Below are 25,909 nucleotides of genomic sequence, written 5' to 3'. Positions count from 1 at the left end.
GCCGAAGGCGGGGAAACAAACCTTTGCACCTCGCTTGCTTGAAAAGCGCTATATAGCCACAACTTGTATCAAGACAACTCAAACCATAAAAAGGAGATGGCAGCGCTAAGCGCCACTATCTCCTTTTTATATTTGAAAGGACGCTTTGCGTCTTTTCTTTTTTAGATTAGATTTTGCTAGTCAACTTAGTAAGCAACTGATTAGAGCGCTGTAAGAAGCCCTTCATGCTGTCAGCATCAAAGCTCTTCTGAGCCATCAGAGCCAAATCGTAGACATGTGTACAAATCAAGTTAGCGAGATCCGCAGATTCTGACTTACCATCAACTAAAACTTGACTGCTATCAAGCTCAATCAACTTCTGCATAAGCGGATGAGCCGTATTTACCAGCAACACATGATCTTCAGGGAAGCTCACCGTACCTTGTTGCATCAACGCCATCATCTCCTGCATCCGACGTGCTGATTCTGGCAGCAGAATGATTGCAGGTGGGGCAGAAGCCACATCTTCCGCTTTGATAGCTTCAGTGCGAATTACCAATTTAGGTTTATTCAATGCATCACGGAAGATATCTTGGAGATGATCGCTCTTAGTTTTATTGGTCTTCGGATCGACAATTTCGGTTTTTGATTCCTTGTCAACTAGGCGATCGTCAATTTCAGCATCAACACGGGCAAATTTAATATCTTTAAATTCGCGCTCAAGGAAATTAATGAAGTGGCTATCAATAAATGCATCAAAAGTCAGTACTTCTAGCCCTTGATTTTTATGCAATTCCACATAAGTACCTTGGGCGATCGGATCAGAAGTGTAGAACACTTGGTTTTCGTGTTCTGCCTTGTTACGCTCTAGATAAGCTTGCAAGGTTGTGTAGTTACCGCTTTCGCTCTTGACTTCCTCAGATTCGCTAGTGGTGGCATACACTAGGATTTCCTTCACTTGCTGATAGAACTTATCGCTATTCATCGAGCCAAACTTCATAAAGATGCTGATATCTTGCCAACACTTTAGAAATTCTTCACGGGAGTCGCTGTAAAGAGCCGTTAGGCGATCGCCCACTTTCTTCGCAATAAAGTCTTGGATCTTGCGAACCTTAGGATCACCTTGTAAAAAGCTGCGTGATACGTTCAGAGGAATGTCAGTACTATCGATCGCCCCACGTAAAGGCATCAAGAACTTAGGAATCACATCGTCGCAATTGTCGCTCACAAAAACGTGATTACAGAACAATTTGATTTGTCCACGATTGGGATCAATATCCGCCTTCATTTTGGGGAAATACAGAATTCCCTTAATCACAAATGGATAATCTGTATTTAGATGAATCCAAAACAGTGGATCATCTTGGTAAGGATAGAGATAACGGTAGAACTCTAAATATTCTTCATTAGTAACTGATTTTGGAGACTTGTCCCAAAGTGCGGTTTGCTTGTTGATGACTTCATCATTTAGCTTGATCGGCACGGGCATAAAGTCGCAATAGTTGCGAATCATCCGCTTGATCGATGCTTCTTCTAGATATTCCTCAGCATCTTCTTGCAAGGTCAAGGTGATCGTTGTACCTACACCTGAGCGATCGCTGTCATCAAGTGTAAATGTGGTCGAGCCATCACAGGACCAATGGACTGCTTCAGCACCCTCTTTATAGGATTTCGTATCAATTTCAACATTACTCGCCACCATAAATGACGAATAAAAACCTAAACCAAAGTTACCAATAATTTGTTGATCACCTGTACCACTACTAGCGTACTTAGTGGCAAATTCTTGGGCGCTAGAAAAGGCAACTTGATTAATATATTTTTTTACTTCATCCGCAGTCATGCCGATGCCCGTATCGGCGATCGCTAGCGTCTTTTTTTCTTTATCAATTGTGACCACAATTTCGGGATCGGCGGAGTGATTAGTCTCGCCAGCGTAAGAAACCATCTTGAGTTTGCTAATGGCATCTACGGCATTAGAGATCAATTCCCGCAAGAAGATATCTCGCTCTGAATATAAAGCCTTCTTGATAATGGGAAAGATATTCTCGGTATGAATGCTGATCGTTCCCTGCTCTTGCATATCGCGCAAAGCTCCTAATTATTACTAAATGTGTTGCTAAATGTTGCTGAATTGTTAATCAAGCCTGATTATACAGAACCAATAGCAACAACAAATCTCATAGGGTTGTCGCGTTCTCCGTACCTTTGCTGTAAAAAATCGACGCAAAGGGGTTACTTTTTACATGGGTTTATGAAGGTTTGCAAAGCAAATCTATACATTTTTGTAACTCTAGTTGAAAAACCTGATTTGCTCCTCTATTGTGATATCAGCACTTTTGAATCAAAACATTTACAGATATGGCGATCGCAGCAGTTATCTACATCTCAGTGTCTGTACTTTTAGTAATAAGTGCAGGTATATTTTTTGTTAAGGCTATCCAGTCTTTAATAGACAAAAAACAACCATCAAATTACAAGCGTACAGAGCAAGTAATGTTTTTGCGCCCCACATCCAACGATCCTTTAGCTATTTCCAACCGACGCGAAGAAATCATTGCTATGCTGGAACGACAATTTGCTAGTAGCCCATCATCTGACTCCTAGCATTATGAACAGGTAGGAGCAAAGATGACGGTTGAATTCCCTATCTCCGCTGGAGAGGCAGACTATGTGGCCCGCCGCAAACAACTGCGAAAACAACGCCGCCTTCGCATCTTTCAACGTATTTGGCAGTTAACATTTATCACGGGGCTTACGGGCGCGATGCTTTGGATTGCCATGCTCCCAGAGTGGCAATTACGCAGTGCCAATCAAATTGAAATAGAGGGCAATAATCTGCTCTCTAAAGAAACCATCAAGAGATCTTTGGCGATTCAATATCCCCAGTTGATTTTTCAAATTCAACCCCAAGCGATCGCTACCCAATTAGAAGCCAATGCCCCAGTTTCTAAAGTTTTGGTTTCTCGCACTATTTTTCCGTCCAAGTTAACTATCCAAGTCCAAGAGCGCTTGCCGATCGCGAACTCTACACGCAAGGGTCAGCAAGGTTTCCTAGATGCCGAAGGTATATGGGTTCCTACGAAGGCTTATCCGTCAAATATTACTAAACCTAACCTCGTGATCTTAGAACCAAATAATCGATCAATTAGTCAATGGTCAACGCTGTATCGCCAAATTAGTCAGAGTCAGATCAAAATTTCCCAAGTTGATGCCCGCGATGAATCAAATCTAATTTTGACTACAGAGCTAGGGCTGGTATATTTTGGCACATACAATCCAACAGTCTTTACTACACAGTTAGAGACACTTGATCGGCTCAGGACTTTGCCCGAAAAGCTGAAATCCAAAAGTTTTAGACACATCGATATCAGCCAACCTAGCAATCCAATTTTAGAAATGAACATGCCAACAAAAGATAAATCTTCAGAAACAAAATCCTAAATTGTCGTTTTAAGGCTATTATTATTTTTTTCTGGTAGGTTTAAACTGTTACTCGAACTACTGACTCGAATGAGGTTTAAGCTTAGCAAAATCTAGAGAGCATCAGTAAAACGATTCTATTTATGACATCCCTTGATAAATGACATCTCAAAATGACTGGTCAGATTTGGACTCAAATGGTTCGGAAAACGGAGAAGTAGACTTGCAAATGGATGAACTTTCTGGGTTTTCAAATAACTCTAGACTACACCTAAGTCACTCTCACAATCGTATGAAGCAGCAGTTAGGCGTTGATACAAAAGCGGATAATATCATGTTGGGCAGTGTTGCAAAAATTAAGGTAATTGGTGTTGGTGGTGGCGGCGGCAACGCTGTAAATCGCATGATTGCGAGTGATGTAGTGGGTGTGGAGTTCTGGTCGTTTAATACCGATGCTCAAGCACTACTTCAATCATCTGCTTCTAAACGCTTTCAGATGGGTCAAAAACTGACCAGAGGTTTAGGTGCGGGCGGTAATCCTGCGATCGGACAGAAAGCCGCCGAAGAGTCGCGTGATGATATCGCTGCGGCCGTTGAAGGAGCCGACTTAGTATTTATCACCGCAGGTATGGGGGGTGGCACTGGCACTGGAGCCGCACCAATCATCGCTGAGGTCGCCAAAGAAGCAGGCGCATTAACAGTTGGTATAGTTACACGTCCGTTTACCTTTGAAGGACGACGACGGGGACAACAAGCTGAAGAGGGTATAGCTGGTTTACAGAGTCGCGTTGACACTCTGATTGTGATCCCCAACGATAAGCTACTCTCCGTAATTTCTGAGCAAACCCCAGTCCAAGAAGCTTTTAGAGTCGCTGATGACATCCTGCGTCAGGGGGTACAGGGCATATCGGACATCATCATGATCCCTGGTTTAGTCAATGTTGACTTTGCCGATATTCGCGCCGTTATGGCAGATGCAGGCTCAGCCATGATGGGTATTGGCATCGGTTCAGGCAAATCCCGAGCCAGAGAAGCAGCGATGACCGCGATTTCCTCACCTTTACTAGAAACCTCTGTTGAAGGAGCAAGTGGGGTTGTCTTTAACATTACAGGTGGTGAAGACATGACTCTACATGAGGTAAATGCTGCTGCCGAGACTATCTATGAGGTAGTGGATCAAAATGCCAATATTATTTTTGGGGCAGTAATTGATCCCAAGTTAGATGGAGAGATTCGGATTACAGTGATTGCTACAGGATTTGCTCCTAAAACGCATCCAGCGATCCCACCCCAAATTTCTAAAAAAGTTCAGCCTCTACCCCCTAGCCCGACAACTAGAGCCTCAACCTCTGCTATGCCCACTACGTCTCAGTCTGAGATCAAGCTTAGTAAGCCAGGACTAGATATTCCAGATTTTTTACAGCGCCGCCGTCCACCAAAATAAAAGCCACAGATTAGAGGCTATGCTTCCAATCTGTGGCTTTTATTTTGTTTTGACTGAAAAAATATCTAATTTAATCATAAACAGATAGTACGAATAGCGGATTAAGCCTGACAATAGAATGATGATGGCTATCTTACCTCCTGATAAATTGCAGTGACACACTTAACGACTACTAGGCATGGACTTCACCGACTACCTTCTTTAAATAGCGGTGAAGATCGACTTAGGCTGTTTGCTGGCTCAGCAAATTTGCCACTTGCCCAAGAGATTTCCCGTTATTTAGGTATAGAACTAGGGCCTATGGTGCGAAAAAATTTCGCTGACGGGGAAGTCTATGTGCAAGTACAGGAATCGATTCGGGGTTGTGATGTTTATCTGATTCAACCTACTTGTCGCCCTGTTAATGACCATTTGACTGAATTATTAATTATGATCGATGCCTGTCGTCGTGCATCGGCAAGACAGATCACCGCAGTTATGCCTTATTACGGCTATGCACGAGCCGATCGCAAAACCGCAGGACGAGAGTCCATTACTGCAAAATTAGTTGCTAACTTAATCGTGCAGTCTGGAGCCGATCGCGTGATTGCGATGGACTTACACTCAGCTCAGATTCAAGGGTATTTTGATATTCCTTGCGATCATGTCTATGGCTCTCCAGTCTTATTTGACTATCTCAATGAGAAGAAGTTACCTGACTTGGTGGTGGTTTCACCAGATGTAGGGGGAGTAGCTCGGGCTCGGGCTTTTGCCAAGAAACTTGATGATGCTCCTCTAGCCATAATTGATAAGCGCCGTCAAAGCCATAATGTGGCTGAAGTGATGAATGTCATCGGAGATGTGTCTGGTAAAACTGCTGTCCTTGTTGATGACATGATTGATACAGCTGGCACAATTTATGAAGCAGCAAAACTCTTGAGAAAAGAGGGGGCGCGACAGGTTTATGCTTGTGCAACCCATGCTATTTTTTCGCCTCCAGCAATTGATCGCTTATCTAGTGGCGTATTTGAAGAAGTAATTGTGACTAACTCGACTCCTGTGAGGCAAGAAAACTATTTTCCTCAGTTACGGGTGCTATCGGTTGCTGACCTCCTAGGAGAGACAATCTGGCGAGTTCACGAAGATACTTCTGTAAGCAGCATGTTTCGGTAGGGAGCATACTTGCAAGTCTTAAACAAGTCAGTTTTCACTTCGTGATTATTTTCGCATTTATACTTAATTCAACAAAATGTACACTATGATACAAATTGCAATTATGTAGTAAGTTTAAGTGAGAATACTCGTCTCTATTTCTAGGCAAACTTTCTAAATTGTGATGTGCTCTGACGTATTAAAAGAGTTTTCATTGCCTTCTAAGGTCACAACTTTGAAGGCAATGTACATCTGTAAAGCTTTTATATTTTTATTTTGTACATTACGTGAAAGCTAACATATGTCTCTCAAATTGATTGTGTGCTGGCATACTTTCTTGAGAACTGGTGATCTAAATTTTTGAGAGTTTGTCTATATCTTTAGGCTGATATGGCGCTTTTCAAGCAAGCGAGGTACAAAGGTTTGTTTCCCCACCTTTGGCGAGGATACAAACCCTTACTTCACTAGACTGATAAAAGCTATAAGCACTAAATGATGCTTTATATATTGTTTTATTTTTGGTTAAAGAGGATATATAAGATTGGCAGACCGTGCTCTTGTTGAAGTCTTTCGCGAAATGAATGGGGGAATGTTTCCACCCATGACGGAAACGTTTGAACGCGGTAAGACAATTTTTTTCCCTGGTGATCCTGCGGAACGTTTTTACTTTCTAGTTAAAGGCGCAGTAAAACTTTCTAGAGTTTATGAAGCAGGTGAAGAAATTACAGTTGCCCTATTACGAGAAAATAGTGTTTTTGGTGTTTTGTCGTTGATTACGGGCAATCGCTCCGATCGCTTTTATCATGCAGTAGCATTTACGCCTGTGGAGTTGCTCTCTGTCCCTATCGATCAAGTAGAGAAGGCTCTCAAAGAAGATCCCGAATTACCAATGGTCTTATTGCGTGGATTGTCATCGCGGATTTTACAGACGGAGATGATGATTGAGACTCTAGCCCATCGAGACATGGGATCAAGGCTAGTCAGCTTTTTGTTGATTCTCTGTCGTGATTTTGGTACGCCTTCAACGGATGGGGTGACGATTGATTTGAAGTTATCCCATCAGGCGATCGCTGAAGCGATCGGCTCTACGCGAGTGACAGTGACACGATTGCTTGGCGATTTACGAAAGCAAAAAATGATCGCCATCTCCAAAAAACGAATTACAGTCCATAACCCGATTGAGTTAGGTCAACAATTTGCTTAAAGAAAGCAGATGTGTTGATTTGCAACACATCTACTTTCTAATCTAATTGTTGATGCGTTAAGCTGTTTATAGAAAAAACATATAAAGAAAAATATCTGAAATGTACGAAACTTTAAAAATAGTTTGGTCTATTGTTGCCATTTGCTTAGTGGTCTTAATTTTGTTACATAGTCCTAAAAGTGATGGTTTAGGTGGCTTTAGTGGTCAAGCTCAGCTATTCTCCAGTACCAAGAGTGCAGAAACAGCCCTAAATCGGGTGACTTGGTTTTTAACGGCTGCTTTTTTGGGATTAACTGTAGTTCTTAGTGGTGGTTGGTTTACAACGCCCTCTGTGACGGCTCCACCACCAGCCCAAGTAGCACCTGCAACTAATGCTGTACCTAATTCGCAACCAATTCCCTTAAATTTACCTGCGACAACTCCTGAACAACCTCAGCAATAGGTATTGGCATATGCGACACTAAGTGTCACATATGCCTATTTAGTTAGATTAGACTACGCATTAATAAAATGACGGTTACTGTTACTAAATTTAGCGATCGCACTAGCAATCAGATATTACTCCCATCAATACGTTGGGAAACATATCGGGCGATCGCAGATGATTTAGAAGCACAGCCCAGTAAACGACTTACCTATGACAATGGACTTTTAGAAATTCGGATGCCCTCTGACCTACACGAAAATTATAAAAAGCTCTTAGGTCGGATTGTCGAGGCTTTAACAGAGGCATTGGAGATGGAAATTCGTAGTTTAGGTTCTATGACCTGCGATCGCCAAGATTTAGCGCGAGGATTAGAACCTGATCAATGCTATTACATCCAAAACGAGGGGCAGGTTTGGGGTAAGGAAAAAATAGACTTACAAATCGATCCACCGCCAGATTTAGCAATTGAGATCGATATTACAAGCAGTTCGCTAAATCGATTCGCCATTTATGCCAAATTAGGAGTTCCTGAAGTGTGGCGCTATGACGGTCAAGCGATTACGATTCATCAACTTGTTGGGGATCACTATTCTCCAAGCGATCGCAGCATTGCTTTCCCTATCTTAAGAACAATCGATCTCCAGAACTTTCTAGAATTTAAAAGTACCTTAAAGGAAAATGCTTTGATTAGGCAAGTACGTGCATGGGCAACCTCACATCATATTCAAGAAAACTCCTGACTGTGAGTTAAGTAGTGCATTATCAACTTGAAAGAATAACTCTTCAGTGTTATCGGAATTAACAATTACTATATCGGCAAGTTCTATTTTTTCAGATTGAGACATTTGACTAGCAATTCTTTGCAGTGCTTCAGATTCTGACAAATGATTGCGGTTCATTAGTCTTTGTAATTGTTGCTGGGGATCGCAGACAATCGCCCAAGTCTCGGTCACTAAACTCTCCATTCTTGCTTCAAAAAGTAAAGGGATCACCATAACTACGGTTGATGGTGCGAGGTGATTGGCTTCGCTAATTAAACATTCTTGGACATAGGGATGGATTAGCTGTTCGAGCCATTGACGCTCAATATCACTATCAAACACGATCGCCCCCAACTTGCGGCGATCCAGATTACCTTGATCATCAAAAATTAATTTGCCATAGTGATCGCGGAGTTTTGCTATGCGATCGCCTGTTAGAGCTTGGCGAGCATAAAGATCGGCATCAAGGATTGGCAAGCCATAGGTATGGTGTAAATAATCGGAAACCGTGGTTTTTCCTGTAGCAATGCCTCCTGTGATGCCGATGATGCGTTGTTTCATGTGTTTTAATTCTAATTTGGGGATGCCTTGTTAAGCAAAACATCCCCAAATTAGCTTATTTGTGTACCCTATGGACTTTACTAATCTCCTTGGATTTACGGCTGCATCCCTAACAACACTTGCTTTTTTGCCGCAAGTAATCCAAGTTTGGCGATCGCGATCAACAAGAGATATTTCTTTGCCAATGTTAATTACTTTTATTGCGGGGATTACACTCTGGTTAATTTATGGGTTACTCGTTAATGCTGCGCCAATTTATATGGCTAATGCGATTACGCTGGGTTTAAATCTGGCAATTTTGCGCTTCAAGCTCAAGTATGGCTAAACTATTGAGAGTGTTGCGTTGCCGCAATCTCAATCAAGTTAATAGTTTTAATATGACCTCCTTTAGCTCCTTTTTCTCGACCTATTTTACCCATTTTGTAATGCTGGGCTTAATTTTGACCTTTGCGATCGCCCATAGTGGGCTTGCCGAATTACGGATGTGGGCTGAAGAACGAATTGGAGCAAGGCTATATCGTGTGATTTTTGCATTAGTAAGCATTCCGCTTGCCGTAGTGTTACTAATCTATTTCTTTAACCATCGCTATGACGGTGTGCAGTTGTGGGATGTCAAGGGAGTTACAGGCGTAAGTGAGTTTGTCTTGATTCTTTCCGCAATTTCTTTTCTCTTCCTTTATCCTGCGACGTTTAACTTAACTGAAGTTGCCGCGATCAAAAAGCCAGAAGTCCATTTATTTGAAACGGGGATCATCCGTATTTGTCGCCATCCTCAAATGATTGGTCAATGTTTATGGGGAATTGCCCATGCGCTTTGGTTAGGAACGTCTTTTACATTGGTTACGGCGATCGCTTTAGTTGTTTATCATTTATTTGCGGTATGGCATGGCGATCAACGTTTATTTAAACGCTACGGCGATGCTTTCTTAGCGGTTAAGGAACGCACTTCGATATGGCCGTTTGTGGCGATCGCCCAAGGTCGCCAGCAATTAGTTTTACAAGAATTCGTGCGCCCCGCTTATATAGGCGTTGCCATCACAATTGTGTTATTTCGTTGGTTACACCCAATCGTGATTACTGCGTCTGCAAATGTAAATTGGTAAGCGAGAGGTCACGAATACATCAAAATGTAAGAGGCAAGAAAAATGGCTTTTGGCAGTTACAAGACAATTGGTGCAGTGGTCAAGGAGTTTCAGATTACCTATACTGAAGCTGATTTTGTGGAAACTTTGCCATTTGAGATTTCTGATTACTTTCGTGAAGATCTCTTGCTAATGATGAGAGAAGGAGTGGTTGATAATTCCGAATTTGCAATCTGTGAGAATTTAATCTATCCAGTTCTCAAGGAAATTTGGAAACACTATCGTAGTAAGTTTTTACTATGGAGTCACCAGTCTCTTAACTACGATGAAAAGCTATCAGGATTTCCTGAATATATTCTAGCGAGGCGATCGCCACTGGGAAAAGTTGTATTTGATCGCCCTTACCTCATGCTAGTTGAGGCAAAGCAAGATAATTTTGAGGCGGCTTGGGGACAATGTATTGCGGAGATGATTGCTGCTCAGCGTTTAAATGCTGAATTGAATGTAATTGTTTTTGGGATTGCATCTAATGGCGATCGTTGGCAACTTGGCAAGCTAGATCAGAATATTTTCACAAAGAACAGCACTTTTTACAGCATTCAAGAAATCGATAAGTTGGCGGCAGCAGTAAATTACATTTTTCATCAATGTGAAGTGCAATTAGCAACTTGTAGCGATCTCTATTTTCCAAAGGAAATCTGACGCGAAGCGTCAGATTTCCTTTGGAGTCTAATACACAGGCAACGTAAATCGAAAACAACTGCCTTTTTTGCCGATCGCGTCATCGACCCAGATCCGACCATAATGGGCGGTAATAATGCGGCGACATAGGGATAAACCAATTCCATAGCCATCAGCTTCATCATCACGCTCTAGACGATATCTCTCCTCAAATACGCGATCGCGCATTTCCGCAGGAATTCCCGGTCCGTTGTCAGTAATGCTAACTTCGATTTTTTGAGCAGTGCGATGCATGACTGTTAGCTCGATTTTGCCGCCTTCGGGTGTGTATTTTGTGGCATTCCCCAAAAGGTTGATTAAAACTTGACGAATTTTTTCTTGATCGATGTATACAGGTGGGAGATCAGTGGGGATGTCTTTAACTAACTTTTGCATTTTCCCCTCTAGACATTTGTGAAAATAAAAATCGCTGACGACACTATGACAAAGCTGATCGAGTTGAATTTTTTGGCGTTGGGTACGAAATTGGGCATTAGCTCCCCTTCCTGCTTCGAGAATGTCGGTGATCATGCTGTCAGCATCACGCGCTTTATTACGAGCATGTTTGAGCAAGCGAGAAACCATTTGGGGATCGATTTTGTCGCCGCTTTTTTCGATGGTGTCGATCGCTAGCAAGATCGCAGTTAAAGGATTTCGCAAATCATGGGCTAACATTCCCAGCACTCGATCTTTGAAACGAATTTGCTCCTCAATTTCAGCTTTTTCCTGCGACAACCGAAACACATCATCAGCAAGATGTGCAACTTCGTTCATATAGTCAATATTTTGAGCAAGTTCGGGGGGATGGTTGGTTGTTTGGTCCAATACTTGTTGTTTCCAAGTATCCCAAGAGTTATCTAGCTGCTTGAGTATGTTTTTCCCCGCAATCGTTTGACGTGGTAAAGGTGATAATTTGAGTAAAGCTGGGGACATGACGACTTTAAAGAGTTCGGCAAGTTGTGGTTGGCTAGCAACATTGATTATTTGCAGTTCGGAACGGCAATCACTTTCTCGTTGCAAAAATTCCTCTACCTCCTTGACTAAATCCTTTGCCTTAGGGCGATCGTCAATAAATAGTAAAAGTTGTAGTGTTGATTCAGGTAATGTTGGAATAGTCCTCATTGGTTTTAGGACTCGCAACGGATTTTTAAGACATTCTTAATAATTATATTATTGTTCTCATGCTTTTACCTCAACAGCGATGGCAGATTTTCTCTCCACAACCAGATTTGTCAGCAGAGATCGCTAATTCTACGGGACTTTCGCCCATAATTGCTCAGGTTTTGCTAAATCGCGGTATTGATACGCCTGAAGCTGCAAAGATTTTTCTCGATCCTGAGCTGGAAGATCTGCCTGATCCCAAACAAGAATTTCCAGATTTAATTGCGAGTATTGACCGTATTGAGCTTGCCATTAAAAATGGCGATCGCATTACGATCTGCGGTGATTATGATGTTGACGGCATGACTAGCACGGCTCTATTAATTCGTACCTTGCGATTACTAGGCGGCAATGTGGAATATGAAATTCCGAGTCGGATGACGGAGGGCTATGGAATTAATGCGCGGATTGTGCAGGATTGTCGCGATCGCGATGTGAAATTAATCATCACAGTAGACAATGGCATTGCGGCCTATGATGCGATCGCTCTTGCCGAATCCTTAAATATTTCTGTAATTGTCACCGATCATCACGAAGTCCCCGAAGACCCCACCAAAATTCCACCAGCAACCGCAATCCTCAATCCTAAATATCGTGTCGATCCCAATTCACCCTACGCAGCGATCGCGGGTGTCGGTGTTGCCTATGTCTTAGCATTGGAATTAAGCGATCGCTTCGGCAAACGTGCCGAATTAGAAAATCCTTTATTAGAACTTTTTACCCTTGGCACGATTGCTGATCTTGCCTCGTTAACTGGTATCAATCGTCGATTGGTGAAAAAGGGTTTGCGCTTGTTATCTCAATCTAAAGTAATTGGCATTATTGCGCTGATTAACGAAACAGGAATTGCTAAAGATAAACAAACTGGGCTAAAACCTGAAGCGATCGGATTTGGTCTGGGTCCTCGCATTAATGCGATCGGGCGGATTGGCAATCCCCAAGTAATTATCGATCTATTAACCTGCGAGGAAATGGGTGAAGCGATCGCTTTAGCACAAGAATGCGAGGCAACTAATCGCAAGCGTCAAGATCTTTGTAAAGAGATCGAACAAGAAGCGATCGCCTATATGTCAAAGCTCAAATCAGAGGGTTTTGATATTACCCAAGAGCGAGTTTTAGTAATAGTTGATCGGGAGGTGCAGGATACTCTCTATCCTTCTTCCAAGGGAAATAGAGAGATGTCGTAGACATTTCTTTATCTGAAACCCCTTACTAGGTTTAGTTTTCAATTCACAAACATTGTAGTCACACTTTTGTGAATTGGTATTATAAAGTTTAAGTTAGGTAAAGTCATTATGAACACATTACTCAAACCAGCCTCAAACCAACTAAACACATGGATTAGCGCACCTTGGTCAGAATTTGTAGCGATCGCCGATGCAACCGATAGCGACAAACGCAAAAGCTACTATTACAAACAACAGATGAGATTTGAGGATATGTCCACAGGTTCCGATCATGCCAACGATCACGCATTAATTCTATTTGCCCTCTCCTTTTATGCTGCCACAAAGCAAATTCCCATGACTGCCAAAGATGGCTGTTCCTATCGCCAAAGCGGAAAAACTGAATTTCAGCCCGATGTCTCCTATTACATTGGTGACAATGCCGATGCGATCGCTTGGGGAACGCGCATCATTGACCTCGATCAATATCCCTTACCCGATCTCGTCATCGAAATATCTGACACCACCTTCAACGATGACCTAGGCACAAAACGCCTGCAATACGAAGAACTAGGCATCAAAGAATATTGGATTGTCAATGTTCAAACTATGAAAATCTACGCCTTTGCGATCGCCCCAGATGGCAGCAGCCATCATATTCGTCAATCTTTAGTGCTATCTGGACTCAAACTTGAAATCTTAGAACAAGTTCTCGAACGCAGTCGCCAAGAAAATCAATCAACCGTCACCGCATGGCTAATGAAGCAATTCTAACGAGAGATAACAAGCGATATAGATTGAGAAGTTTGTCAGTTTAGAAATATGCAACTTAAGTTAGAAGCAAATGGAAATACAGTCAGCGAATTTTAGTTTTTTGCGCGAGCATGATCCACAAGAGGAAAAAGCCCTCATCCCTAGCCCTTCTCCCAAGAAGAGAGAGAAGAGTAAGAGAGAGGGGTGGCATCATGGGGTGATTGGTATTGTCGCTTCGCGGTTGGTGGAACGTTATGGCGCACCTGTATTTATTGGCAGTTATGAAGATGCTCATGATGATTCTGAACAAGTTGCCACTGTGCGCTTCTCAGTGCGGGGGATTCCTGAATTTCATGTTTTCCAAGCCCTTGAATATGAACCGATTAAAACTATTCGCAACAAAGGCGGCGGACATAAGGCGGCGGGAGGGTTTACACTTCCTGCGGAAAATATAGAAAAACTGCGAGATGGACTAAGGGAATTTGCTGATCGCGAGAATATCTTACCTAGTCACATCATGCCCCTAGTTAATATTGATGTGCGTGTTGACCTCAGTGATATCTCAATGACACTTCTACAACAATGCGATCGCCTGCAACCTTGTGGACTCGGCAATCCCGATCCTGTGTTTTATAGTGAAAATGTGCGCGTACTTTCTCAACAAACTCGCGGTAGAGATAAAGTCAAACATCTTTCTCTAGAACTGGATACAGGTAACGGCAAAATTAAAGCGATCGCATGGCGATGGGGAGAATATTGTCCTGTGCCCGATTATGTGGATATTGCTTACAAATTACGCGCTAATCAGTGGCAAGATACAACTTCAGTAGAATTAGAAGTAGTTGGCATTCGCGAAGCTACAGGTACAGCAATGGAAGGTTCTCAAAATTCATCTAAGCATTTGCAATTGCAGTATAAATCTGCGCCCGTAATTACCAAGATTCCCCAATGGCAAAAACTCAGCGAAGCACCCAGACCATTGCCTCGTCCATTATTGCTATACGGATGCGATCGCCCTGCCGATAAGTTTCAAGGTGATGTTGATTGCGATCGCCCCATTCGAGATCGAGATTATCATGCAGTTGTGTTATGGACTTTACCGCCATCTTTCACCCATCTGCAATGGTTAATTGCCACAGCCAAACCTGACTATATTTATCTTGGTTCTCATATTCCACCCGTTCCTTCCATTGATCAATTTCGCGCTCAAGTTCAATCTCTTGATTTAGAGAATATAGAAAAATTAAACCTGTTAGATATCTCTCAGCAATGGTGGATTTCTCCTAGTGCGATCGTTTCGGCTTTGCGCGAACTTGGCTACATCTGCGATTTTCCACCGACATTACCACTTGATGGAGAGTTGCTGAGAATGCAAAAATGGTATGGCATTGCGATCGCCAAACTTGCAGCTTTATTTACACAAAGTTAGAATGATTTGCAACTAACAGCACAAGCCGCTATTGTTCCAACTACTACAATATGCTTGTGATTAGAATGTTTTTGGGTTTTATGTCCTAGCTATCTCTTACATTGCTATACTTTGGCTTCACAGCCTTAACTTTCGGTTCTGCAAAAGGTCTAACTATGAAAAAAATTCTCATTTTGGGTGGCACTGGCGATGCGGTGAAACTCGCCGCAAACCTAGCTATTATTCCTGAAATAGAAGTAATTAGTTCCCTTGCAGGATGCACCAAAAAACCAGCCGCACTAGTTGGACAATTTCGCATTGGTGGATTTGGTGGTGCAGAGGGATTAGCGCAATATTTACAGTTAAATTCTATTGATATTCTCATTGATGCTACACATCCCTGTGCGGGACAAATTACTCTTAATGGCGCGATCGCTTCACAATCAGTTAACATTCCTCACTTAATGCTCGTTCGTCCCCAATGGGAGAAGACAACTGGCGACAATTGGATTGAAGTAGAAAGTGTAGAAGCCGCAGCAAGAGAAATTCCTGAATCTGTAAATCGAGTATTTATTACATCAGGGAGACAACAACTAGAGCCTTTTTTACAGCGATCGCATATTAGCCCGCATATTTGGTACTTAATGCGCTCCATCGATCCGCCCGATCTGGAATTACCTAATAGCAAGGTATTGCTTGATCGTGGACCATTTAGTTTAGAACAGGAACGGCAATTATTGCGAGACTATCAAATTCAGGCGATCGTTAGTAAAAATAGCGGCGGTGATGCTACCTATGCCAAGATTATCGCCGCAAGGGAATTGGGAATTCCGATAGTGATGGTGCAACGCCCAGCCATGCCTGAAGGCGAAAAGGTCACCAGTATCAAAGAGGCGATCGCATGGTTAAATCTGCTTTAGATTTTTGAAAATGTCTTGGGAAGACACTTTTTTTAAACCTATAGTAGAGATAAAACCCAAATAAATGAAGGCAGCGCTTCGCGCTGCCTTCATTTATTTGGGTTTTATGTAGTTAGCTAGTACAAACCAAAACCCAAGAATCGAGTGGCGGCGCGAAGCGCCGCCACTCGATTCTTGGGTTTTATGTCCTAAGCAAAACTTGCTTTGCTATATAGGTTTAAGATCAGCGCAAAACGGTATAACGATCCTGACCCTAGCTATAATTAATGAAACTTGATCTTAATAACAAATCCAAAATTATAAAGGGATATAGCGATTGATATGGGGCGACTAGGCGTTTTACTGCTGAACCTCGGCGGGCCAGACAAATTAGAAGATGTCCGCCCATTTTTATATAACTTATTTGCTGACCCAGAAATTATTCGCTTGCCTTCACCATTACTGCAAGCACCTTTAGCTTGGTTAATTTCAACACTACGTGCAAAAAAATCTCAAGAAAATTACAAAAAAATTGGTGGTGGCTCACCAATACGGCGCATTACTGAAGCTCAAGGGCAAGCCCTACGATCGCAGCTTCAGCAAAATGGTCACGAAGCCCATGTGTATTTGGGAATGCGCTACTGGCATCCTTTCACAGAAGAAGCGATCGCCCAAATCAAACGCGATCAGATCGAAGAATTAGTGATTTTGCCCTTGTATCCACAATTTTCAATTAGTACTACAGGTTCTAGCTTCCGATTACTTGATCGCATCTGGAAAAATGATCCAGACCTACAAAAAATCAAATATACAGTTGTACCTTCTTGGTATGACAATTCAGGCTACTTGCAAGCGATGGCGAATCTCATTGCCACTAAACTCGATCAAGTTAAGAATCCTAGCGAAGCCTATATCTTCTTTAGCGCCCACGGTGTACCTGTCAGCTACATCGAAGAAGCAGGTGATCCCTATCAAAAGGAAATTGAAAATTGTGCGGCGCTGATTATGCAGAAGCTTAATCGCTCCAATCCTTATAAGCTCGCCTATCAAAGTCGTGTGGGGCCAGTTGAATGGTTGCAGCCCTATACCGACGTGGCGATCAAGGAACTTGCTCAACAAGGTGTCAAGGAATTAGTTGTAGTTCCGATTAGTTTTGTATCGGAGCATATCGAAACCCTCGAAGAAATCGACATGGAATATCGTGAAATCGCTGAACATGCTGGCATTGAGACCTTTGCGCGAGTTCCCGCCCCTGACACTGACCCCACTTTTATCCAAGCCTTAGCCAACGTAGTGATGAAAGCTTTAAGCGATCGCCCCATAGCCTTTGCTGAAACTATCCAGCCTCAAAAGAATACCAAGCTCTATCCTCAAGAGCGTTGGGAGTGGGGCATGACACAATCTGCTGAGGTTTGGAATGGACGCTTAGCGATGCTAGGGTTTCTAATTTTGCTACTAGAGCTATGGCTAGGACGTGGACAAATTTTCCAATAAAAAAGGGCAGCCCGAAGGGCCGCCCTTTTTTATTATTGATACTTAGCTCGCCGCCTTAGATTCACGACGCACAGAGGTGTTTGTGGGTTCACCCTTAATCTTCGTGACTAGAGAATTCCAGCCAAACTTAGTTAGAGCAAGTAGCCAGTTACCTTCTAGCTCACGGAACATTGCCATGTTCATGTGGAATGAAGCATTAGCTTCCTCAACAATGCGCTCAGCCGTAGCTGCATCCACAGGTAAGGTATCCAAAGCTTCACGGTAGCGTTTTTTGAATTCACCATGATTGCGAATGTCATCGAACTCATAGAAGGCAGTTCCATCGCCTTCATTCAAGCCCATCGACTCCTTGGCAATTTTTTTGAGGATTTGACCACCCGAGAGATCACCCATGTAGCGCGTATAGGCATGAGCAACTAGCAATACGGGGTCATTAGCGGAAATCTCGCGGATACGGGCAAGATACTTTTCGCAAGCAGCAGTAGGCTTCACTTGTTCGCGCCAATTGGAGCCAAAGTAAAACAACATATCAAGTTCAAGACTCTTTTCACGCCATAATTCACGATAGTAGAGCTTGCTGAGAACAGGATCATTTTTGTGAACTTCAAACTCTTCTTCGATCGCTTTGTAAACGAAGTAAAGGTTGCCGACGAGTCTGCTATAGGCTGTCTTGTTAACTACACCCTTTAAAAAACATTTAATAAAATCTGTACTCTCTGCTGCGGAGTGTGATTTTTGTGTACCTACACGCAAAAGCGTTGCTAAACCTTGACTCATGGATTCTCCTAAACTTTTTTAAATAAAAATAGTGGTATCACTCACGCTAGGTAACTGCGAAGGCAACTTAGCATGAACTTTGAAATTAGTAGTAAAAACAGCTATAAAAGCGATTATGGAAATATATGCTGGGATAAATAAATATAATTGCGGGATAATTGCGGGTCAGCCAAAAAACTGCGATCACCGCTAAAGCCTCAAATCAACTGCATCTGAGACCTTATCCCAGTATATAAGTCAATGTATAGAAAAATTTCTAGTCTGTTACAAATTTTCATCTACCCTTGCACCCATATAATGTAGTTAGGATCTCCTAATTTGAAGCGATCGCGAAAGCTGACCGTGACAAATTAGAATTTAGTCAAGCTAGCTTGAAGAGGTAATAAATTTTGGTTTTAAGCGGATACGAATACTTACTGGTATTCATCATCGTTTGTACGCTAGTCCCACTATCGGGGCTAGCACTATCGGCACTGTTAAGTCCAAAACAGTCTGGAGCCGCAGGTCGTACCACCTACGAGTCTGGCTGTGAACCCATTGGGGGAGCTTGGATACAGTTTAATATTCGTTATTATATGTTTGCACTTGCCTTCGTTATCTTTGACGTAGAAACGGTATTTTTATACCCTTGGGCAGTCGCATTTAGTAAACTAGGATTACTTGCTTTTGTAGAAGCATTAATCTTTATTAGCATTCTTGTATTAGGTCTAGTCTACGCTTGGAGAAAAGGAGCCTTAGAATGGTCATGAAATCCGAAAACGTTGGTCTGGACTTCAGCATCGAAGAACAAACACAACGCCTCATCAATCCCGCCGCTACCCCACAAGTCACCCAAGACTTATCTAATAATGTCGTTTTGACCACCCTCAATGACCTTTACAACTGGTCGAGAATGTCTAGCCTCTGGCCGATGCTCTACGGTACTAGCTGCTGCTTCATTGAGTTTGCTGCCATGATTGGCTCCAGATTTGACTTCGATCGCTTTGGTCTATTGCCACGTTCTAGCCCTCGTCAAGCTGACTTGATCATCACCGCAGGGACGGTCACCATGAAAATGGCTCCTGCGCTAGTGCGTCTCTATGAGCAAATGCAAGAACCGAAATATGTAATCGCCATGGGTGCTTGCACCATCACAGGTGGCATGTTTAGCACCGACTCCTATACCACAGTGCGCGGTGTAGACAAGCTGATTCCCGTTGATGTGTATATCCCAGGGTGTCCTCCTCGTCCTGAAGCAATCATGGACGCGATCATTAAATTGCGTAAAAAAATCGGTACTGAAGGATTTAAAGAAAGGGCTACACTCGATCGCACCCATCGCTACTATGCGGTAAAGCATGAAATGAAGGTAGTTAGCCCAATTTTGACTGGACAATATCTAGAAATGCCTAGCCGTATGGCTCCACCTAAGGAATTAGTTGAGTCTGGTATTCCTTTACCTGCATTACAAATGGCTCAGAAGGAGGTAGAAACCGTTGGCAGATAATCAAGAAGCGGCTTTAGCTACGACTGAGGTAACTGCCCCAGTTTCACAATGGCTAACGAGTAATGGCTTTGATCATGAGTTTTTGGGCTTGGATAAGCAAGGCGTTCCCATTCTCAAAATTGATCGTCAATTTTTACTTCCATTTTCGACTGCGCTTTATGCATACGGCTTTAACTACTTGATGATGCAATGTGGTTATGATGCTGGTGCTGGTGATAGTTTGGTGAGTGTTTATCATCTCGCTAAACTCAGTGATGAGGGTATCAACAAAAGCGATCGCCTCGAAGAAGTCCGTATCAAGGTATTTCTTCCACGCACTGATCCGCGTTGTCCATCGGTCTACTGGATCTGGAAAACTGCTGATTGGCAAGAGCGCGAAACCTTCGATATGTACGGCATCATCTACGAAGGGCATCCCAATCTCAAACGGATTCTCATGCCTGAAGACTGGATCGGTTATCCGATGCGTAAGGATTACGTCACACCAGACTTCTACGAGTTACAAGACGCATACTAAAAAAAGAAGCACCCTTTGGGTGCTTCTTTTTTTAGTATGCGTCTTGTCGTTTACTTTTGCTTCAGCAAAAGTAAACGAAGAAATTTATAAGAATGCATTTTAATCTCGTTAGGTTGCTGAAAAAAAGTTTCTAGGATACTAGCGATCGCAATAGATTCCATAAATTGCCTGAGATCAATCTTTGCAGGTGCAACGTATGTTTAGTTTATTGTAGTTTAATGAGTATTGCAAATCAGTTTTCCTGTGCAGATATGTCAAGCCATGTCGGGATTGCGATCGCAGTGAGTAAAGCAACACTAAAAATGAAAAGACTTCGCCAATACTTTTTGATATACATCTTTTACTCTCCAGTTACTTAATATTCTTATCACAGTCTAGACAAGCGGCGAACGGGCTAAATTAATAATTATGTTTGGAGGAAATAGCTACAGCCTATTAATGCTTATCTAATCTTTAGATAAGCATTAATAGGCTGTATGACATATATACTTTAAGATAAAAAATAATACTTGAATTCTTAAACTACAGCCTTGACATTTTAGTTCAGTAGGAAAACCAGTGACTACCAATTTATGTGAATTTTTGAGAGCCGAAGACTTTGATGATCTACTGGAAATCAACTCTTCTTTACTAGATTTATCAAATGCTGATAAAAAACAAATAGAGGAAATTTTACAGGGTTGGAAGCCCCCTCAAGCAATTGCGAATTTGCTGATGTATCCCAATCTAATTCCTGAGAACTCTAGATTATCATCTTTGTTTAGGGCATTACAATCACCTGAAGTTGATTACTATCCTTTAGCTGCTATCTTAGGTTTAGAGAAAGTTGCCCCTAACTCATTGTCAGAAGAAACTCGATCTGAGGTTTTTGAAGCTTTGTTGGGATGTATGGAAACAGAAGTTTTGATCATTGTTCAAAGGTGTACGATCGCTTTATCACAATACCAAGAAGCTCATGAACTTGATAGAATGTCTCGATGGCTAAACTATCCAGACGATATTGTAAAGCACAATATTTTAGCTAATTTAATTAATGGCGAAGGGATTTTATCATCCAAAAATAGGTTGAATTCAATTCTTAGCGGTAATAGACTATCAAGTGTTAATCGTCCTTTTTTGGAGAAAAAACTTGGAGAGATAGAAAGTTGTCTTGCTAGCACAGACCACAACCCATTTTCTCTCTTGAAGATGGACTTGACAACCACAATACTGCCCTATGCACCCAGTCTTGTACAATGGAAATCATCTCTATCAACAAACTAGATTTAGCTTTTATACCTAGAGACAAGGGGATTAATCCCCTTGTCTTCTAATATTCCAATTCCACAGATATATTAGGCTAGCTACAGCCCTAACAGGCACAAATGGCTGAAAGTGGTGAAAATCGCTCTGCGATTTTCACCACTTTCAGCTTTCGTCGAACGGACATTAATCTAGATCTAAAATTACTAGATAACCTTCTTAGCCTCACCCACAAATTCTTGACCCTTAAATTTTCCAGCACCCAAACTACCATTAACTCCCTTCAATTTATCACTATCCTCTACTTCAACATTAGACATATTCACTCCAAAAGCTTCCAGTGTTAAGTACATTTTTAGTAGGTGACGAGTCTGAGGAGCGTAGTGACCGCTATGATTTTTAACCTTTGTTAGACTACCAGACTTAACATTGAGCATACCTGCTGATTGTACTGGCAAGCCTTCCAAAAAACTAGAATGCTGAGTTCCGTCTTTACCACCGCTGGCTCTAACTTTAGGCTTGCTATAGAATTGGTTGTCAGACGATTGAACAACAATCCAATCCTCACTGCCAGTATTGATTGGCTTGCCCATTTGAAAGAGCCTGCCTCCTTCAAACTTGACATTGGCAGATGTACGAGCATTATTGTCCATGTATGCAACTTTATCTTTCGTAGGTGAGTTTGAATTTACCCAAGTAAAGAAGTTTTCAGTACTATTTTGTCCATACCACTCAGTTGCTTTACCGTTCAGAGGCATTCTATGATCTGGATCGATCGCTTCGAGGATGTATGCAAAAGTGCTCATCTTCAACTGATCTTGTCTAGTACCCAAAGCAGATATGAGATTCTGTCTAATTGTGGCATCGCCATATTTCCAAATACGATTAAGAATCAGCTTTTCATTGTCAACATTACCGCCTGCCTTAGAAGGTTTATTAAGATAAGCCCATAAAACTTTCGCCTTATCGGCTGAGTCACTAGTCTTAACATCTAAAACAACATCAACAGAGTCAGGGATATTCATCTTCTGGCTAACAAATAGCATTTCTTTTGTTAGGTTATCGACATTTTTCATGTCTCCGATAGCTGCTGTCTTAACTTTGTCATCTAGATCGGAAGATTCAAAACGATTCAACCGCTTTCTCAAATCAAGTAATATCTCATATGCTTCTTCCCACTTCCCAGCTTTTTTCAAAGTTCTATATTGATCAACTAAATTGTTAGCATTCTCTATAGTTTGCTTTTCACCTTTTTTAGGTTTCTTTTTACCTTTTAGGGGGTCTTTAGAATTCAGAGCCTTTAGGGTTGTAGCAAGTTCTTGTCTTTGTGCATCTTTTAAGAATTGCTTGAGTTGGTTGACGCGCATAATAGTTGCCTGAATCTCTTTAGGCTGCAATAAATCCTTAAGAGCGTCAGAGATTAATTGAACATTCAATTTAATAATGACCTCGGCAAACTGGGGATCAATACGTCCTATCTGCTCAAGATGCTTCGATCCCCCCATCCTTCCTAGGTTAGGATTACTACCTCCTTTATCTCGCGTAGCAGAATCATATACATTACGTCCTTTGCCAATTTTTTGATCAATATCTGTATGTTCAGAACCAAAGGCCATATCATTGTCAATGCCTGTGAGTTTGACAAAGTTCCCGTTTGTGTCAAGCTCAATGTGATAATTTCCAATATGACGATCAACTTGACCACAAATGATATCTAAAAGTTGTAGCTTAGATAAAGCTAGCTGAAACTTAGGATCACTCTTTATACCGTCTCTTAGCTTAGGGTCAATTTTTTCCATCGGGTCACCATCCGCAAAGGCGCTAACAGTTCCAAACTGACCATCTTGAACAGCAAAATCAGTGTTAGTAAGCATATTGGCATCTAGAAGCTGGTCAATTCTGGATGCGGCTACTGCCCTCTTTGCAAATTCGGGATTAACTTCAGGGATTCCAACTTGCGTTCCTGCATCAAGGTCATAGGCAGTATTAACTTCATCATCTGGTTTAAAGACATAGTCTTTGTCATCATTCTTGTACTTGTTCTTGTAAACTGTATTTACACTGCCCGACCCAAGTACTTTACTTGATTCTAGATTCTGGCTCTTAAAGTCTGTAGAATCAACTCCATGGGACTCAAAAATCTCATCATCTGTCTGTGGAGCTGTTACGATGGGATTAGGTACATTCTGTCGAGCATGTTGTTGGTTGTAGACATCCAACGCTCCTTTTAATATGTTTTTCCCTGTATCGACAAAACCTTGCATTCGAGATGTTAGTACAGCAGTTCTAACATCTCTCTTGTTTTTGTCGTCGGCTTTTGGAATTCCACTCTTGATGCCTGGAGGTAATTTGTCACGCTCAAAGTTCAAGTTTCCAGCATGGGAATTCAAAAAGTTGTCTACAAGTGGAAAGTCAATTACATTTTGATTGCCTGCAATCAAGCTATTATAATCTCTTAGAGCTTGAAGCAAGTTATAACGCCCTAGTGTTTTGAGCACTTCTTTAAGCCTTTTTGAAATAGGATTTACAGGATTAGTGACTTCATCCACTGTTTTACCTGCTTTAACCTGCCCACCTCCTATGCCAACCCTAGCTTTAGATTTCAAAGAGGATAGCTCATTGCCAAGTCCCATCCATTTACGTTGAATGAGTATATTATTTGGAGAACTTGAAAATTTTGCTTGTATCGGTTTCGTTCCACTTGCTCCCTGCTGAATAGTATGAGTTAGCTCGTGAGCTAACAACTCCTGACCACCAAGGCTTTTGGGATTATATTCACCATTATTAAAGAAAATATCATTTCCTGTTGTAAATGCTTTGGCTTGGACAGATTGACTTAATTGGGCTGCCTTTGAGTCCGTGTGTACTCTCACTCCATTAAAATCCACCCCCATTGCCTGCCCCATCTTGGCTTGTAAGTTAGCATCTAGAGGCTGACCACTACCCCTCGCACTTTGGATTGATGACTCTAAATCAGTTGATGCTTCTCCCCCACCAACATTTTCACGTCTCTGTACCAAAGATTTTGTTTGTAAAGACTCTTGTTTTTGGACAGATTGATTCTGTATTGGTGAATTAATTTTTTGAACGACTTTAGCAGCAGTGGCATCTGCTTCCTGCTCATACTTATCATTCGGCTCACCTATATTCAGCTTGGCTTGGATCGCTATTCGCTTAGTTTGAAGCGGCTTCATCAAGCGGTTCATTGGTTTTGCTTGGACTGGTGTATTAGACGACGCAGTACTGCCCTCATTAATTATTTTTTCTAGGAAATTCTCACTGTATCCAGATGGTCGAACTGGAGCATCTTCATCCAAGTCCGTCTGAAGTGAGGCAAAGCCTCTAGTTTGTAAATATGTTGCTTTGGGTTGGACAGAAGCCGTGGATTGAGAAGGCTTTTTTTCGTTATCGAAAGTACGCGACATGCCACTAACCCCTAAATTTACTTACTGAGACATCATATGGATTTGATACTACATATACTCGCATAATCAAAAAAATTTAGCGACAATTTTGATCATTTACTGATCCATCTTGCAGAGTCGTGTTACATAACTTTGCTTTTGTTAAATTTGCATTGATTAACGAGGCATTTTCGAGATCTGCATCAACTAAATTTACTTCGCTGAGATTTGCGCCATCGAGATTGGCAAAACCTAGCTTGGCATTAGTCAAATTTGCTTTGAGTAAATTTGCTCCCTCAAGATTGACAAGTTGACGAACTGAAGTAAAGGGATCAACATAGCCCTCAGCATATGTGTCAGTAAGGTTCGACTCTTGAAGGTTACTTTGCTTAAAGGAGGCTTCAAGCAAATGTGTATTGCTAAGGTTTGCACCCTGCAAATTTGCTTGCCCAAATTTAGCAAGGCGTAAATCTGCATAACTAAGGTCTGCATAGGTAAGATTTGCTTCTTGTAAATTGGCTCCTCTAAGATCGACACTGCGAAGATTTGCACCTTGGAGGTTGGCTTTATTTAAGTCTGCACCAATTAGTTTCAGCCCATTCAAATCTGTATTTTGTAAATTGCAACCCTGACAACGATTGGTTTCAATCAAGCGTTGACGATTCAAAGTTTGAATACGATCGCTACTAGGATCAGCCAATGATGATGAGGAAAATGCAACCCCAATTAGTATAAACACTCCTGAAAATAATGTTGTAGAGGCAATACTCATTTTTAGGCTCCCAATCTTAAGTAGTGACATTCTATCGCCACTATCATTAAACCCCAAAAATCTAGTGCGATCGCCTTACTATTGGATACGTTATGCTC

24 protein-coding genes and 1 pseudogene are annotated in these 25,909 nt (G+C 41.9%); 19 read left to right on the top strand and 6 right to left on the bottom strand.

The window, feature by feature from the left end:
• Window positions 1-166: 166 nt before the first annotated feature.
• Window positions 167-2,062 (bottom strand): molecular chaperone HtpG, encoded by a 1,896-nt coding sequence (gene htpG, locus H6G05_RS01700; RefSeq protein WP_190575758.1) that lies wholly within the window; start codon window positions 2,060-2,062, stop codon window positions 167-169.
• Window positions 2,063-2,340: 278 nt separating this feature from the next.
• Here htpG and H6G05_RS01695 point away from each other — a divergent pair, with 278 nt between their 5' ends.
• The 7 genes and pseudogenes from H6G05_RS01695 to H6G05_RS01665 all read left to right on the top strand — a co-directional run bounded on the left by H6G05_RS01695 (window position 2,341) and on the right by H6G05_RS01665 (window position 8,348).
• Window positions 2,341-2,586 (top strand): hypothetical protein, encoded by a 246-nt coding sequence (locus tag H6G05_RS01695; protein WP_094529658.1) that lies wholly within the window; start codon window positions 2,341-2,343, stop codon window positions 2,584-2,586.
• 24 nt (window positions 2,587-2,610) lie between these two features.
• Window positions 2,611-3,423, top strand: a complete 813-nt coding sequence (locus H6G05_RS01690) for a cell division protein FtsQ/DivIB (protein ID WP_190575756.1) — start codon at window positions 2,611-2,613, stop codon at window positions 3,421-3,423.
• A 271-nt stretch (window positions 3,424-3,694) separates the two neighbouring features.
• Window positions 3,695-4,846 carry a cell division protein FtsZ gene (ftsZ, locus tag H6G05_RS01685; protein ID WP_322096316.1) on the top strand — a complete coding sequence of 384 codons (1,152 nt, stop codon included), beginning with the start codon at window positions 3,695-3,697 and terminating at the stop codon, window positions 4,844-4,846.
• A gap of 153 nt (window positions 4,847-4,999) precedes the next feature.
• The gene (locus H6G05_RS01680) at window positions 5,000-5,998 is read left to right on the top strand and encodes a ribose-phosphate pyrophosphokinase (RefSeq protein ID WP_094529663.1); all 999 of its coding nucleotides are present in this window, start codon (window positions 5,000-5,002) and stop codon (window positions 5,996-5,998) included.
• Window positions 5,999-6,554: 556 nt separating this feature from the next.
• Entirely contained in the window at window positions 6,555-7,181 is a 627-nt protein-coding gene (gene ntcA, locus H6G05_RS01675) for a global nitrogen regulator NtcA (protein WP_052017741.1), read from the top strand.
• A 100-nt stretch (window positions 7,182-7,281) separates the two neighbouring features.
• Window positions 7,282-7,497, top strand: a pseudogene (gene secG, locus H6G05_RS25770) (preprotein translocase subunit SecG); the annotation flags it as partial.
• A 194-nt stretch (window positions 7,498-7,691) separates the two neighbouring features.
• Complete coding sequence (locus H6G05_RS01665) at window positions 7,692-8,348, top strand: Uma2 family endonuclease (protein ID WP_190575750.1); 657 nt, start codon at window positions 7,692-7,694, stop codon at window positions 8,346-8,348.
• Here H6G05_RS01665 and coaE read toward each other — a convergent pair.
• The gene (coaE, locus tag H6G05_RS01660) at window positions 8,322-8,930 is read right to left on the bottom strand and encodes a dephospho-CoA kinase (protein WP_190575748.1); all 609 of its coding nucleotides are present in this window, start codon (window positions 8,928-8,930) and stop codon (window positions 8,322-8,324) included. The two genes, H6G05_RS01665 and coaE, sit on opposite strands and share 27 nt — an antisense overlap.
• A 70-nt stretch (window positions 8,931-9,000) precedes the next feature.
• Between coaE and H6G05_RS01655 the strand changes: the two genes are divergently transcribed.
• Genes H6G05_RS01655 through H6G05_RS01645 form a run of 3 tightly spaced genes read left to right on the top strand, consistent with a single transcriptional unit; the run spans window position 9,001 to window position 10,714 of the window.
• On the top strand, window positions 9,001-9,255 hold the full coding sequence (locus H6G05_RS01655) for a SemiSWEET transporter (RefSeq protein WP_190575747.1): 255 nt from the start codon (window positions 9,001-9,003) through the stop codon (window positions 9,253-9,255).
• Between the two features lie 52 nt (window positions 9,256-9,307).
• A complete protein-coding gene (locus H6G05_RS01650) occupies window positions 9,308-10,033 on the top strand; it encodes an NnrU family protein (protein WP_277874734.1) in 726 nt (241 codons plus the stop codon).
• A gap of 42 nt (window positions 10,034-10,075) precedes the next feature.
• Window positions 10,076-10,714, top strand: coding sequence for a hypothetical protein (locus H6G05_RS01645; RefSeq protein ID WP_190575746.1), 639 nt, complete (start codon window positions 10,076-10,078; stop codon window positions 10,712-10,714).
• Between the two features lie 27 nt (window positions 10,715-10,741).
• Here the strand turns inward: H6G05_RS01645 and H6G05_RS01640 are convergent, their stop codons facing one another.
• Complete coding sequence (locus H6G05_RS01640) at window positions 10,742-11,854, bottom strand: histidine kinase (protein ID WP_190575744.1); 1,113 nt, start codon at window positions 11,852-11,854, stop codon at window positions 10,742-10,744.
• A 59-nt stretch (window positions 11,855-11,913) separates the two neighbouring features.
• On the opposite strand from H6G05_RS01640, the gene H6G05_RS01635 reads away from it, so the two are divergent.
• From H6G05_RS01635 to hemH, 5 genes are all read left to right on the top strand, one after another.
• Window positions 11,914-13,080 (top strand): single-stranded-DNA-specific exonuclease RecJ, encoded by a 1,167-nt coding sequence (locus tag H6G05_RS01635; RefSeq protein ID WP_242025185.1) that lies wholly within the window; start codon window positions 11,914-11,916, stop codon window positions 13,078-13,080.
• Window positions 13,081-13,188: 108 nt separating this feature from the next.
• Complete coding sequence (locus H6G05_RS01630; RefSeq protein ID WP_142655029.1) at window positions 13,189-13,833, top strand: Uma2 family endonuclease; 645 nt, start codon at window positions 13,189-13,191, stop codon at window positions 13,831-13,833.
• 70 nt (window positions 13,834-13,903) lie between these two features.
• Entirely contained in the window at window positions 13,904-15,241 is a 1,338-nt protein-coding gene (locus tag H6G05_RS01625; RefSeq protein WP_242025184.1) for a DHHA1 domain-containing protein, read from the top strand.
• Window positions 15,242-15,396: 155 nt separating this feature from the next.
• Entirely contained in the window at window positions 15,397-16,140 is a 744-nt protein-coding gene (locus tag H6G05_RS01620) for a cobalt-precorrin-6A reductase (protein WP_190575742.1), read from the top strand.
• A 321-nt stretch (window positions 16,141-16,461) separates the two neighbouring features.
• Entirely contained in the window at window positions 16,462-17,613 is a 1,152-nt protein-coding gene (gene hemH, locus H6G05_RS01615; protein WP_190575740.1) for a ferrochelatase, read from the top strand.
• Between the two features lie 42 nt (window positions 17,614-17,655).
• Here the strand turns inward: hemH and H6G05_RS01610 are convergent, their stop codons facing one another.
• Window positions 17,656-18,390 carry a biliverdin-producing heme oxygenase gene (locus H6G05_RS01610; RefSeq protein WP_190575738.1) on the bottom strand — a complete coding sequence of 245 codons (735 nt, stop codon included), beginning with the start codon at window positions 18,388-18,390 and terminating at the stop codon, window positions 17,656-17,658.
• 386 nt (window positions 18,391-18,776) lie between these two features.
• On the opposite strand from H6G05_RS01610, the gene ndhC reads away from it, so the two are divergent.
• The 4 genes from ndhC to H6G05_RS01590 all read left to right on the top strand — a co-directional run bounded on the left by ndhC (window position 18,777) and on the right by H6G05_RS01590 (window position 21,656).
• On the top strand, window positions 18,777-19,139 hold the full coding sequence (ndhC, locus tag H6G05_RS01605) for an NADH-quinone oxidoreductase subunit A (RefSeq protein ID WP_094533114.1): 363 nt from the start codon (window positions 18,777-18,779) through the stop codon (window positions 19,137-19,139).
• Window positions 19,136-19,876: an NADH dehydrogenase subunit K gene (locus H6G05_RS01600; protein WP_094533116.1), complete on the top strand. Its 741-nt coding sequence runs from the start codon at window positions 19,136-19,138 to the stop codon at window positions 19,874-19,876. The genes ndhC and H6G05_RS01600 overlap by 4 nt, the downstream gene beginning before the upstream one ends.
• Window positions 19,866-20,393 carry an NAD(P)H-quinone oxidoreductase subunit J gene (locus H6G05_RS01595; protein ID WP_190575737.1) on the top strand — a complete coding sequence of 176 codons (528 nt, stop codon included), beginning with the start codon at window positions 19,866-19,868 and terminating at the stop codon, window positions 20,391-20,393. Before H6G05_RS01600 ends, H6G05_RS01595 begins: the two co-directional genes overlap by 11 nt.
• A 558-nt stretch (window positions 20,394-20,951) precedes the next feature.
• Entirely contained in the window at window positions 20,952-21,656 is a 705-nt protein-coding gene (locus H6G05_RS01590; RefSeq protein WP_190575736.1) for a hypothetical protein, read from the top strand.
• A 185-nt stretch (window positions 21,657-21,841) separates the two neighbouring features.
• Here H6G05_RS01590 and H6G05_RS01585 read toward each other — a convergent pair whose 3' ends face one another.
• Window positions 21,842-25,060 (bottom strand): eCIS core domain-containing protein, encoded by a 3,219-nt coding sequence (locus tag H6G05_RS01585; protein ID WP_242025183.1) that lies wholly within the window; start codon window positions 25,058-25,060, stop codon window positions 21,842-21,844.
• A gap of 76 nt (window positions 25,061-25,136) precedes the next feature.
• Window positions 25,137-25,811: a pentapeptide repeat-containing protein gene (locus tag H6G05_RS01580; RefSeq protein ID WP_190575735.1), complete on the bottom strand. Its 675-nt coding sequence runs from the start codon at window positions 25,809-25,811 to the stop codon at window positions 25,137-25,139.
• Window positions 25,812-25,909: the final 98 nt, after the last annotated feature.

The organism is Phormidium tenue FACHB-1050 (assembly GCF_014696925.1).
Taxonomy (GTDB): Bacteria; Cyanobacteriota; Cyanobacteriia; order Pseudanabaenales; family Pseudanabaenaceae; genus Pseudanabaena.
The sequence above is the reverse complement of the archived record's forward strand: the minus strand, read 5'-3'. Positions and strand labels throughout refer to the sequence as shown.

Coding starts and splice junctions, on each gene's coding strand:
- htpG (WP_190575758.1), bottom strand. CDS start 2,062: ATGCAAGAGCAGGGAACGATCAGCATTCATACCGAGAATATCTTTCCC.
- H6G05_RS01695 (WP_094529658.1), top strand. CDS start 2,341: ATGGCGATCGCAGCAGTTATCTACATCTCAGTGTCTGTACTTTTAGTA.
- H6G05_RS01690 (WP_190575756.1), top strand. CDS start 2,611: ATGACGGTTGAATTCCCTATCTCCGCTGGAGAGGCAGACTATGTGGCC.
- ftsZ (WP_322096316.1), top strand. CDS start 3,695: ATGAAGCAGCAGTTAGGCGTTGATACAAAAGCGGATAATATCATGTTG.
- ntcA (WP_052017741.1), top strand. CDS start 6,555: ATGAATGGGGGAATGTTTCCACCCATGACGGAAACGTTTGAACGCGGT.
- H6G05_RS01665 (WP_190575750.1), top strand. CDS start 7,692: ATGACGGTTACTGTTACTAAATTTAGCGATCGCACTAGCAATCAGATA.
- coaE (WP_190575748.1), bottom strand. CDS start 8,930: ATGAAACAACGCATCATCGGCATCACAGGAGGCATTGCTACAGGAAAA.
- H6G05_RS01655 (WP_190575747.1), top strand. CDS start 9,001: ATGGACTTTACTAATCTCCTTGGATTTACGGCTGCATCCCTAACAACA.
- H6G05_RS01650 (WP_277874734.1), top strand. CDS start 9,308: ATGACCTCCTTTAGCTCCTTTTTCTCGACCTATTTTACCCATTTTGTA.
- H6G05_RS01645 (WP_190575746.1), top strand. CDS start 10,076: ATGGCTTTTGGCAGTTACAAGACAATTGGTGCAGTGGTCAAGGAGTTT.
- H6G05_RS01640 (WP_190575744.1), bottom strand. CDS start 11,854: ATGAGGACTATTCCAACATTACCTGAATCAACACTACAACTTTTACTA.
- H6G05_RS01635 (WP_242025185.1), top strand. CDS start 11,914: ATGCTTTTACCTCAACAGCGATGGCAGATTTTCTCTCCACAACCAGAT.
- H6G05_RS01630 (WP_142655029.1), top strand. CDS start 13,189: ATGAACACATTACTCAAACCAGCCTCAAACCAACTAAACACATGGATT.
- H6G05_RS01625 (WP_242025184.1), top strand. CDS start 13,904: ATGGAAATACAGTCAGCGAATTTTAGTTTTTTGCGCGAGCATGATCCA.
- H6G05_RS01620 (WP_190575742.1), top strand. CDS start 15,397: ATGAAAAAAATTCTCATTTTGGGTGGCACTGGCGATGCGGTGAAACTC.
- hemH (WP_190575740.1), top strand. CDS start 16,462: ATGGGGCGACTAGGCGTTTTACTGCTGAACCTCGGCGGGCCAGACAAA.
- H6G05_RS01610 (WP_190575738.1), bottom strand. CDS start 18,390: ATGAGTCAAGGTTTAGCAACGCTTTTGCGTGTAGGTACACAAAAATCA.
- H6G05_RS01600 (WP_094533116.1), top strand. CDS start 19,136: ATGAAATCCGAAAACGTTGGTCTGGACTTCAGCATCGAAGAACAAACA.
- H6G05_RS01585 (WP_242025183.1), bottom strand. CDS start 25,060: ATGTCGCGTACTTTCGATAACGAAAAAAAGCCTTCTCAATCCACGGCT.
- H6G05_RS01580 (WP_190575735.1), bottom strand. CDS start 25,811: ATGAGTATTGCCTCTACAACATTATTTTCAGGAGTGTTTATACTAATT.